The organism is Chitinophaga sp. W3I9, assembly GCF_050434025.1.
Classification (GTDB): Bacteria; Bacteroidota; Bacteroidia; order Chitinophagales; family Chitinophagaceae; genus Chitinophaga.
In genome coordinates this window covers 5,181,597-5,193,993 of sequence record NZ_JBNPWC010000001.1, presented here as the reverse complement: position 1 = coordinate 5,193,993, position 12,397 = coordinate 5,181,597, and the positions used below count along the sequence as shown (strand labels likewise).

Here is a 12,397-nt window from a genome sequence, read left to right as displayed (position 1 = left end):
CTGTATGAATGTTTTGGCGATTATTACCGAGTTAAAGCGGAAGAAGATTATTCCACGGCTTATTCATGAGGAATTGCACCTGCACGGCGATGTGTCACTGCTGTCTCCTGCTTTATTGCAGGCAATAGAGGACCGTAAGCAGGAGCTGAAAGATTTCCTGAACGAAGCCCTGGACCGCCACAGATCAGCTGCGATTCTGCCTGTTCCATGGCAGCCGGACTACCTGGCTTCCAATGCGCAGCAAAGGATCTGGATGCTGTGTAGGGATAAATCCGGAAATGCTGCCTATAATATTGTAACGCCGTTGTACCTGAAAGGGGCACTGGAGAAAGACCGTCTGCTGACATCTTTTCAATGGCTGATAAATCGACATGAATCATTACGTACCGTTTTCAGAGAAGTAAATGGAAGTGTACGACAAACCGTATTGTCTCCATCAGCCTTAGGCCTGCGGTACCTGGATCTGAGAGCAGAACAATATCCGATGCAGCCGGTAATAGCGGAGATCCGGCATTTTATGCTGCAGGTTTCAGACCTCTATAATGGCCCTTTAGTAGGTGCTGCATTACTGCAATTGTCTGATGATGAACATGTGTTTATCCTTTCTGTACATCACCTGGTAAGCGATGGTCGCTCCGTGATGCTGATGATAAAGGAGATAATGCAGTGCTATGAAAATGGAGGCGGGCATAACGCGCCGCTTTCTATTCAATATAAAGATTACACAAAATGGCTGGAAATTTTACTGAACGGCGAATACGGCCGGAGAGCAAAGGCATTTTGGTCGCACTATTTATCACAGGCGCCCGACTCCTTGATGCTGCCTTCAGATTTCAGCAGACCATTAACGAGGTCTTTCGCGGGCGCTGTCGCAAGGTTTGATCTTGGTAACGGGTTTTACCCGGAGATTAACAATTACTGCAAGCAATCAGGTGTTACGCCTTTCAACTTTCTCATGGCTACCATCACGTTGCTGTTAAGTAAAATTTCCGGACAGCAGGATATTATTATCGGTACGCCGGTATCAGGAAGAAGTCATTATGATCTGCACGAACAGATAGGTCTATATGTGAATGTACTGCCGTTGCGGTCTGTTATCCGGGCAGATGTAACCTGGAGTGAATTTTTGAAGCAAACCGCTGATAATACCTTCCGCGTATTCGAATACCAGGACTATCCTTTTGATAAAATAGTGAACGACCTTGACCTGCGCTGGGAGCCAGGGCATAATCCTCTCTTTGACGTGCTGATGGTATTACAGGATGTTGCCGCCGGTGACGGGAGTATGTGGCAAAGCACTAAACAAGCGATTGAGATGAAGCCGATGGATACTGTATTACCCGGTGTAATGCAAACGGCAAGAGAGCAGACATTCTCAAAGTTCGATCTGAGTTTTAGTTTTAGCAGCGAACCAGGAAATTATTTTTATCTGGAAGTGGAATATGCAAGCTCATTATTTACCAGCGACACCATCGTCCGGTATTTTAATATGTGGCAGCACATCGTTAAACAGCTATTGTTTAACCCCGGTGCAACGCTGGGTAGTATAAAGATCACAGATCCGCTGGAGGAAGAACGCGTATTGCAGCTATTCAATAAAACGGAGGCACCGTTTGACCTTACAAGGCAGGTAACAGATCAGTTTGAAGCACAGGTAAGGCGAACGCCGGATGCCATAGCGCTGGTATATGGTGAACAATCTTTTACTTACAGCAGGTTAAATGACCTGGCCAATCAACTGGCGCATTATCTGCGTGTACACCACCAGCCGAATCGGGATGATCGTATTGCCGTGAAATTACCGCGTAGTGAATGGACTATCATTTCCATCCTGGCAGTGCTAAAAAGTGGAGCGGCTTATGTACCGATTGATCTTGATTACCCGGCAGAAAGAATCAGCTTTATTATAAGCGATAGCAGTTGCAAAACGACTATCGATATAAATATGTTAGAAGCTTTCAAAGCAGTGCGGGAAGAGTATAGTAAAGATAATCCGGATATCATTGTAACGATGGATGCGCTGGCGTATGTGATTTATACCTCGGGGTCTACAGGAACACCCAAAGGTGTGATGATAACGCATCGTAATCTGAACGCATTTATCCATTGGTGCAAGTCGGAGTTTTCGGATGATGATTTTGATACCGTGCTGGGTGTTACTTCTATCTGTTTTGACCTGTCAGTTTTTGAGATATTTTTTACGTTATCTATTGGAAAGAAACTACTATTTCTTCCCGGTTATCTGGCTGTGCCGCAGCAGTTATCTGCTACAGACAAATTTCTGCTAAATACGGTGCCTGGTGTGTTGAATGCGTTGCTGGACGGACATGCAGATCTGGGCAATGTGAGTGTACTTAACCTGGCGGGAGAGATGCTGTCTCCCCAGCTCCTCAGCAGAATACCCGATGGTCCCGTTGTCAGGAACTTATACGGGCCAACGGAGACAACTATTTACAACACAGTGTACAAAACAAAAAAGGATGGGCAAATACTGATTGGCCGTCCGATCGCCAATACCCGTATTTATATCCTGGATGAAGGTAAAAAGCCGCAACCAACAGGTATCAACGGCGAAATTTTTATTGCAGGTGAAGGAGTGGGAAAAGGATATCTGAACCGGCCCGACCTGACAATGGAGAAATTCCTGCCCGATCCGTTCGGACATGGTTATATGTATCGAAGCGGTGACCTGGGCAGATGGTTACCTGATGGTAATATTGCTTTTGTAGGTAGAAATGATGCGCAGGTGAAGATTAACGGGTTTCGAATAGAGCCGGGTGAAGTAGAAGAAGTGCTTGCCACCTACCCGGGTATCGGACCTGTTGTGGTAGTGCCCCATACGAATATGGCCGGCGATAAAAAGCTGGTGGCGTATCTGACTGGCGAACAACCCATTGAGGCCACTTACCTGGCTGATTACGGAAAGTCTTTATTGCCATCGTATATGATTCCTTCGGATTTTATTTATTTGTCTGAACTGCCAATGATGCCCAACGGAAAGGTAAACCGCAAGGAGTTGCAGCAAAGGCCGTTGGAAGAAGCTCCGGAGATAAATTACAGTATGCCGGGTAATGCCACAGAAGAAAAAATTGCCCTCATATGGTGTGAGCTGTTACATCTGGTAAAGGTGAGTATAACAGATAACTTTTTCTTAATTGGCGGCAATAGCCTCAAGGCAATTGCGCTTGCCAGCCGGTTACACCAGGAATTTGGTGTATCGGTGTTGCTTGATAATCTTTTGCTGCATCCTACTGTGGCGGAAATGGCTGCATGGATACAACAAAACAAAGAGCAGGTGCAGCGGCTCATTCCCCGGGCAGCTATTCGCAGGAACTATCCGTTGTCTGCTGCGCAGCAACAACTATGGATTCTCAGTCAGCAGCCTGAAGCCAGTGCTGCCTACAATATGCCCGGTGTGTATGTGATGGAAGGAGAACTGGTAAAAGACGCGTTGGAATATGCTTTCAGATGCGTTATTGAACGACACGAAGTTTTGCGCACCTCTTTCTCCGAAACTCCCGATGGAGATATCAGACAGATCATTCACCCGGATGGCCTGCTACCTTTTAATATTGCCTGTCATCACCTGGTAAATGAACCAGGGAAAGAGGCATTGCTGCAGCAACTGCTGCAGGCAGCACTTTTTCAGCCATTTGATCTGAATATACCCGTATTACTGCGTGCTTTCTTATACCAGGTAGAAGAGCATACCTGGATATTTGCCTGTGTATTGCATCATATTATTGCCGATGGATGGTCATTAGACGTGCTGTTTAGTGATATACGCCGGTATTACATCCAGTATATGGATGATATGGCTTTACCACCGGCAGCACTTACCATTCAATATAAGGATGTTGCCGTTTGGCAAAACGAATTGCTGGCGGAAAATGCATTCGGGCAACAACGGGACTATTGGCTGCAACAATTTCAAGGGGAACTGCCGCTTATCGATCTGCCGTTTAAAGTAAGGCCGGCAGTCAAAAGATATGATGGTGCAATTTTTACGATACCACTGGATAACCAGTTGGTAGAAGGATTGGATCAGGTGGCAAAAGAAAACGGCGCAACCGTTTTTATGTGTATGCTCGCAGTCCTGAATACTTTATTATACCGGTATACGGGAAAGGAGGATATTATTATTGGCAGCCCTGTTGCCGGCCGTGAACATGCTGCCGTAAAAGACCAGATGGGGCTTTATATCCACATGCTGGCGCTCCGGACAACCTTTAACGGGGAGGGCAATTTCAGAGACCTGGTAACGCAGGTCAGAAATACCGTCACCAACGCTTTTAAACATCAACAGTATCCATATCATCTTTTGGTCGATGCTCTCCACCTTCCTATGGATCCGGCAAGGAACCCGCTATTCGATATTGTACTGACCCTCTGGGAGGAAACACCGGGAGGAAGCAGCGGTAGCGGCGGGCTACCAAATTTGCGAATCCGGAAGTACGAACCGGAACTCTTCACTGCGGCCAAATTTGATCTGTTGTTTGATATTGTTATTAACAACGGAGCTTATTCCCTGCGGATAACTTATAACACCGGATTGTTCAACCATAATATAATTCGCAGCATGGCCGGACATTTTGTGGGAATCGCGTCAGCGGTTATACAATGGCCGGATACATCATTATCAAAATTGGATTACCTGGGTACCCGGGAGAAGGAGGTATTACTGGGGTTTAGCGGAACAAAACAATCATTCCCGGAAGAGCAAACAGTTGTGCAACTGTTTGAGCAACAAGTTCAACAAACTCCTGATAACATTGCCATTGTTTGTGGCGCTGGAACACTCACTTACCGCGCGCTCAACGAGCAGGCCAATCGTATTGCCGCCCGCCTGCGGGCAGATAGCCAGGTAAAGCCCAATAGTCTCATTGGTGTAAACCTTCCCAAAAGTGAATCACTTATTGTTGCGATACTGGGCGTATTGAAAAGTGGTGCTGCATATCTTCCCCTGGATACCGGATATCCGGCAGAGCGTATCAGGTATATGGTGGAAGACAGTCGTTGTGCCATGGTCATCGATGAAAACTGGTTACAGGCTTTTCATAAATTACAGGAAGAATATAGCGCTGCCGATCCTGTGCAGGTAAATAGTCCACAGGACCTGGTGTATGTGATCTACACTTCCGGATCAACCGGTGGCCCCAAAGGTGCCATGGTTCGTCATAATTCATTTACCAACCTGGTATGGTGGTATCAATCAGCGCTGCACCTGCAGGCCGATGATTGTGTGCTTCTGATGGCCCCGGTGAGCTTCGATCTTGCCCAGAAGAACATATTTGCACCTTTGATAAGCGGGTGTCGCTTATGTGTGCCGGATGACTTTTACGGCGATTATTATCAGTTGGCAGATACGATTACTGCCAGGCAGGTAACGGTGATAAATTCTGCTCCCAGCGCCTTCTATCCTTTACTTGATACTATTATCAGTGATCATTATAAAAAGCTGACCTCCGTGCGTAATGTGGTATTGGGCGGAGAACCAGTGCTCATGGGCGAACTCGATGGTTTGATTACTTCCGGGCATTTTCATGGGGCAGTGATTAATTCCTACGGTCCAACTGAATGCACGGACGTAGTAAGCTGGTATAAGATTAACACAGATGAATGGCATACTGCCGGTAGTTTTCCTATTGGTATACCGGTAAACAACTGCCGCCTGTATATTCTTGACCCACAACATCAGCAGCTGCCGATGGGATGTATAGGGGAAATTTTCATATCAGGCCTGTGTGTTGGTAATGGGTATATTTACCAGCCGGCATTGACCGCAGAAAAGTTTGTATCGGATCCTTTCCTGCCAGGTGCAGTGATGTATAAAACCGGTGACCTTGGAAGATGGTTGGCGGGAGGTGTAGTAGACTTCATCGGCAGAAAGGATGAACAGATTAAAATCAGGGGATATCGTATTGAACCGGGGGAAATTGAAACAGCCCTCAAACAATATCCTTCTGTTGAAGCAGCCGTAGTGATAGCACGGATAGCTGCCGATGGCTCAAAGGAGCTGGTGGCCTGCATTACCGGTAAAGAACCACTTCATATCAGCGGAATAAAAGCCCACCTCGCAAATGTCCTGGCTCCGCATATGCTTCCAGCCACATTTATCCAGCTGGATCATATTCCACTGACGCCCAGTGGTAAAGCCGACCGGAAGGCATTGGCGGCATTGAAGGGATGCGATCTGTCCGCAGACGTTACGCATATTCCGTTCCAAAATGAAGCAGAGATAGCGCTTGCAGCAATCTGGTCTGATATATTGGATAAGGAGGTGCTAAGTGCAGCAGATAATTTCCTTACACTCGGAGGCAATAGTTTGAAGACCATAAGACTGGCTGCTCAGATTCACCGTCATTTTGAAGTAAAAGTGCCGGTGAGGGAATTGTTTGAAAATCCCTTGCTGACAGCCCAGGCCCGTCGGATATCCGAATTACAGAAAGTATCTTTTTCTCAGATACCGGCACTGAAAGAGCAATCGTCCTATCCGTTATCTGCTTCCCAACACCGGATATGGGGACTTAGTCAACTTCACGGAGGGAGTATTGCTTACCATATTACGGGGATATATACACTTGAAGGTAATCTTGATATTGCAGCGCTGGAGCGTGCGTTCACCGCTACCATTGCCCGTCATGAATCCCTGCGTACCGTTTTTCGCGAAAATGAACAGGGAGAAATAACCCAGGTGATACTTAAGTACACAACGGATTTTCATATTCCGGTGACAGATCTCACAATGGCTGATAATGGTGAAGAGCAACTAAGAGGTTTGCTGGAAACAGCGAATGCACAGCCCTTTGATCTGACCACGGGGCCGCTGTTACGGGCCGGCTTGTTCCACCTCGCAAACAATAGCTGGGTACTCATCTATGTGATGCATCATATCATCAGCGATGGATGGTCTACACAGATTCTGGCGGCCGAACTTTCTCAACGTTATAACGCTTACAGAAGAAAGCTGGAGATAGAAATAACTCCACTTCCCTTTCAGTATAAGGACTATGTTTCCTGGCAATTATCACATTCGCAGCAAACGATATCCGATACAGACAGACCTTACTGGCAGCAGCAGTTTTCCGGAGTACTGCCTGTATTAAACCTTTACGGCGATACAAAGCGGCCTCCCGTAAAAACATTTTCCGGAGGAACCGTATACAGGAAAATATCAAAGGAAAAGAGTGATCGGTTGTTCTCCCTGGTGAAGGAAGTAGAAGGAGGAACACTATTTACAGCTTTGTTATCAGTTGTATTTGTATTACTCCATCGTTACACGCAACAGGAGGATATCGTGATTGGTAGCCCGGTAGCAGGAAGGGCGCACGCGGATCTGGAAAAACAAATAGGACTATACATCAATACCCTTGCATTAAGAATACGTAGCAGCGGGCATCATGATTTCAGAACTTTATTGGCGGAAGTCAGAGAGGTGTGTCTGGACGCCTTTGCACATCAGGAGCTGGCGTTTGAGGAGCTGGTGGCAATGTTGCCGTATAAACGCGACATGAGCCGCAATGCGCTTTTTGACGTAATGGTGGTGCTGGAAGATAAGGATAATCAAAGCCATGAGCAGCTGGTGCTGGACGATCTTGCTGTAGGTACCTATCCGGAGTATATTAATCCCACCAGTAAAGTGGATCTTTCATTCTTCTTTCGGGAGCGTGCAGCTGGTCTGCATTTTATGATAGAATACAATAGTGATATATATCATCGTGATACAATAGAGAGAATGGCGGGTAATTTTGAAGTATTGCTGGATGCCATTCTTATTAATCCCGCCGGGCCAATCAGTGAGTTACCATTCATTACGGCGGATGAAAGACAGAAAATCTGCGATGACTTTAACGATACATCCATTGAATTTCCGTCTGATGCCACATTTCTTCATCAGTTCAAGGAAAAAGCGGCCCTGTATCCTGCGTATGATGCGGTATTGTTTGAAGAGAAACGTCTTAGTTACCGTGAGCTGGATGAAGCCTCAGATGTAGTTGCAGCCTATCTTGCGGCATCGCGTCATTTATTGCCGGGCGACCTGGTTGGTGTGAAGCTCGAACGAAGTGAGTGGATCATCATTGTGTTGCTGGGAATTATTAAATCCGGTACCGCTTATATACCTGTTGATCCGGCATATCCGCAACATAGGATTGATTATATGATGTCGGACAGCGGTTGTAAATTATTGTTTGATGAAGAAGAACTGGAGCGTTTCAGAAAATGGCCGAAAGGTGAACCGGCGGTTTTGACTTACAGGCATCAGCCCAATGATACGGCATATGTGATATATACTTCCGGATCTACGGGAACACCAAAAGGCGTGGTGATTAGTCATCATAGTCTTAACACTTTTATCAACTGGTGCCACCTGGAATTTGACAGGGATGATTTTGACCTGGTTTATAGTGCCACCTCTATCTGTTTTGATCTTTCTGTATTTGAAATATTCTATACGCTGACTACCGGTAAAAGCATACGCTTTTTGTCCGGACCATTGTCGATCCCTGTTTTTCTAAGTCGCGAAGAAAAAGTATTGATCAATACGGTACCGGCTGTAATGGGGTACCTGTTGAACGAAAATATTGACCTGGGTGGTGTAACGGTGGTAAACATGGCAGGAGAGCCTTTGCCGCAGCGATATGCGGACCAGCTGCTGTCGAAAGGTATTGTTGTCAGAAATCTGTATGGTCCTTCCGAAGATACTACGTACAGTACCTGTTATAAGATGCAGGCAGGGGATGAAGTACTTATCGGATCTCCTGTTTCAAATACGCAGCTATATATCCTTGATAAGCGGTTGGACATCCGGCCTATTGGCGCGGTAGGGGAAATATATCTGAGCGGCGATGGCCTTGCGCTGTCATACCTCAACAAACCTGATCTTACGGCAGACAAGTTTATAACGCATCCATTCAGGACAGGTGAACGGCTCTATAAAACCGGGGACCTGGGCAGATGGACTTCCAATGGCAATGTTGTTTTTATAGGGCGGGAAGATTCACAGGTGAAAATTCATGGATATCGCGTAGAACTGGGAGAAGTTGAGCAGGCATTGCAACAGCATAAAGAGGTGAAAAATGCGGTGGTGCTTTGTTGGAAAAACGCCGATGGTGACGATTACCTCGCGGCCTACATCATCGTTTCGGAGAGTGTACCTGACATAAACTTTAAGAGTTATCTCAGTGCGCGCCTACCGGCTTATATGATACCATCCTGGTTCATACCGATGAATGAATTTCCCATCGGGGCAACGGGAAAGATTAACCGGAAATTGTTGCCCGAACCTGATAAGGTGGCTGCTGTTAAGGTTGCTTATGTGCCCCCTTCAAACGAGATAGAAAAAACACTGCAGTTGATCTGGAAAGATCTGCTTCATAAAGATAACATCGGCATCAGAGACAACTTCTTTGACCTGGGTGGTCACAGCCTGAAAGCCATACAGCTGATTATGCGGGTGAAGAGTATTTATCATGTAAGTATCAACCTTTCGTATTTTCTGTTAGAAGCAACGATAGAAGAATTGGCTAACCAGATAGCATTTGTGCTGGATCAGGAAAAGCAACTGCGCGACAAGGAAACACTTGTTCAAATTAAAATCTGAACCAATGAAAATAGTACAGAGCTTATGGTCTAAGCCCGGGCAGAAGGCCGGTGAATGGAACCGGTGCGGATGGCCAGACAGAAAGTATAACTATTATAGCTGGATGCTCAGTGCATTGCAGTTCAGGAAATTTTATGACGAGGTAGAACTGGTAACAGATAAGGCCGGTTATGATCTGCTCATTGATAAACTCGGACTGCCATATACCAGTGTAAAAGTAGTACTGGATGATTTGAATGGATATCATGAAGATCTGTATGCGTTGGGGAAGGTGTATGCGTATGGCTTACAGGATAAACCGTTTATTCATGCCGATGGGGATGTATTTATATGGGAACCATTTGGCGACAGATTGGCGCAGGCGCCACTTGTTTGCCAATGCAAGGAAGACGGGGAAGATTATAACAGGTGGTACTCAGGTGTATTTATAGAAGTGGCCAAAGCTTTCAATTCTTACCCATCTGTACTGGACAGGACCATTAGCCGGAACAACCGGTTGGTAGCTGCCAATGCAGGAATTATCGGCGGCCAGCATACGGATTTCTTTCATGCCTTTGTCAGAGAGGCCTTTGCTTTTATCGACAATAACATTGCCTCATTGAGTAAAATAAACATCGATTTGTTTAATACTATTTTCGAACAGCTGCTTTTCCATGCTATGTCGGAAGATGCCGGGATCAATATCAGCTACCTGCACCCGGATTTCGTACGCTTTGGAAATGACATTATTGATTTTACAGGAGTTCCGGAGAGGACCCGGTTCATTCATACGATCGGCGTGCTCAAAAAATCCTGGTTTACACTGGACGCATTGGAATTCCGTCTGAGACAGGATCATCCGCAATACTATCAAAAAATTAATCACCTGATTAAAACGCACCAGGTATGATTAAAGATCCATATACTCCTACTGTTGAATCACGAATATTAGATATGGCAGGTAACTTCGTGAATTATTTTCTGGATCACGGAACGGGTGCAGCCTGGAAAATGGAGGATCCGGCGCCTGTTGGAGCGCTGCAATGGGCAAATCCGGAAAATATTGATACCGGCGTTAGCGGCCTTATTCTGATGCTGATAGCATTATACAGGAAAACAAAGGAAGATCAATATCTTCTCCTGACAGATGCGCTCATCAGCGACCTGGTACAATACTGTGAGGAGCATCCCACAGATAATTATGCGCTTTATACAGGAAGAGCGGGTGTTGTATATGCCTTGATACAGGCGTATCAGTTAGGAGGGAGGGACCACCTGCTGCCGCTATCGCTGGAACTCATCAAACCGGCGAATGGACTTTTTTTGCAGGATGTTCATACCTCAGATTATCTCTACGATGGAAGAGCCGGCACCCTGTTGGTGATATACCATCTTTATCTGCTCACAGGCGCGTCTTTTTTGCAGGAATATATCGCCGCCTATACACTGAGAATTATTACAAATGCCCGCACTGAACAAGGAGGACGTATATGGTGGATACAGGAAGGAGAGACCTGTCAATATCCATCTGAAGGGTTTGCGTATGGTAGTGCGGGGATCAGATACGTATTGACGCAATTGCAGTGCGCCGCAAATAACGAAGGACTCGATCTTATCATCAGGGGGAGTGCAACATCTTTAACGGCTACTGATGATAACAGCTGGGCAAATGGCGCTATCGGTATTATGTTTTCTGGTGTTGAAACACCGGATAGCAATGTGCGGCACCTGAATACGAAATTAAAACCGGGTGGCATATTTACCGGCGATGATCTTTTTGAAGGAACAAGTGGATGGGGAATGTATTGTTTGTATCGTGAAAGATTCGCTCTGGGCACTACCATTGCTGAATTGACAGAGAGGTTATCATCCGTCCGGAAAGAAGAATATTTGAAAGGTGGCCTTATGCATGGTAAAATAGGCGTGCTGTATTTCCTTTTACATGCCTGCGGCGGAGCAACCATTGCAGAAAATGTGTTAGTTCCATTTGTTAACATGGCGCATACACAAGTGCCACTATCCCTTCCATTCGGGTTGCCGGAAGTAAGGCGTTGTTTACTACAAGCTGACTATCCACGTACTATTTATTTCCTGGAGAAAGAGGCCCCTACGGTATTGGAGGCGTTTTTGCTGACACCATCCCCAACAGGTGCTGGTAATATTTCCGTTTTTATCAGCAACAATGCCGTCGGATTACTGCCTGAAAAAACTTATCAATGTTTGTCAGACCTGTTTTCCCTGGAACACCAAAAGCTCTTATGGTGGAAGCAGGATCATCGCTCTTTATTACAACTCTTTGCAGACAGGTGCCGTTACCAGGAGATGTCAGCCACTCAGTTGAGTAAACCCGATGAATGGTTGAAAAACCAGCAGATCAGTATATCTCACCGGGTAAAGCTGGTAGAAACAAAATGGGATTGGAGTTTTGCCAATGATCTGAACCACCTGTCCCCGAAGCAACAGGAGAATGTTCAGCGATCGGCCGGGAAATTTGAATATATTATTCAGACAATCCATGGGGCACATAGACAGGAAATGATCCTTCGGCAGGATACCGCTATGCTGTTTCATCTTTTTCGACAGCCTAAATCCATCCATCAGGCGTTGACGGAAATCGGTTATTACATTCAGTCTCAGCCCCCCGCTCTGCTGGAAGATGTTCTATTTTCTTTGACAGGCTCCCGTAATACGGATAATTTTCTTGCACAACTGGATCGTGTAATCCTGGAGAAAATAAGACAATGGATATATAGAGAAATATTCATTATCAGTTAATGATAACTGCGGAACTACCTGCTTGTCCCCAAAGCATGAACA

General features: G+C 45.9%; 3 protein-coding genes. All 3 read left to right on the top strand.

The window, feature by feature from the left end:
- Nucleotides 1–4: 4 nt before the first annotated feature.
- From QFZ51_RS21065 to QFZ51_RS21055, 3 genes are read left to right on the top strand one after another with little or no spacing between them, the layout of a single operon-like run.
- Nucleotides 5–9,601, top strand: a complete 9,597-nt coding sequence (locus QFZ51_RS21065; protein WP_429048600.1) for an amino acid adenylation domain-containing protein — start codon at nt 5–7, stop codon at nt 9,599–9,601.
- A 4-nt stretch (nt 9,602–9,605) separates the two neighbouring features.
- Complete coding sequence (locus QFZ51_RS21060) at nt 9,606–10,490, top strand: DUF6734 family protein (RefSeq protein WP_429048599.1); 885 nt, start codon at nt 9,606–9,608, stop codon at nt 10,488–10,490.
- Nucleotides 10,487–12,355: a lanthionine synthetase LanC family protein gene (locus QFZ51_RS21055; protein WP_429048597.1), complete on the top strand. Its 1,869-nt coding sequence runs from the start codon at nt 10,487–10,489 to the stop codon at nt 12,353–12,355. Before QFZ51_RS21060 ends, QFZ51_RS21055 begins: the two co-directional genes overlap by 4 nt.
- Nucleotides 12,356–12,397 lie beyond the last annotated feature (42 nt).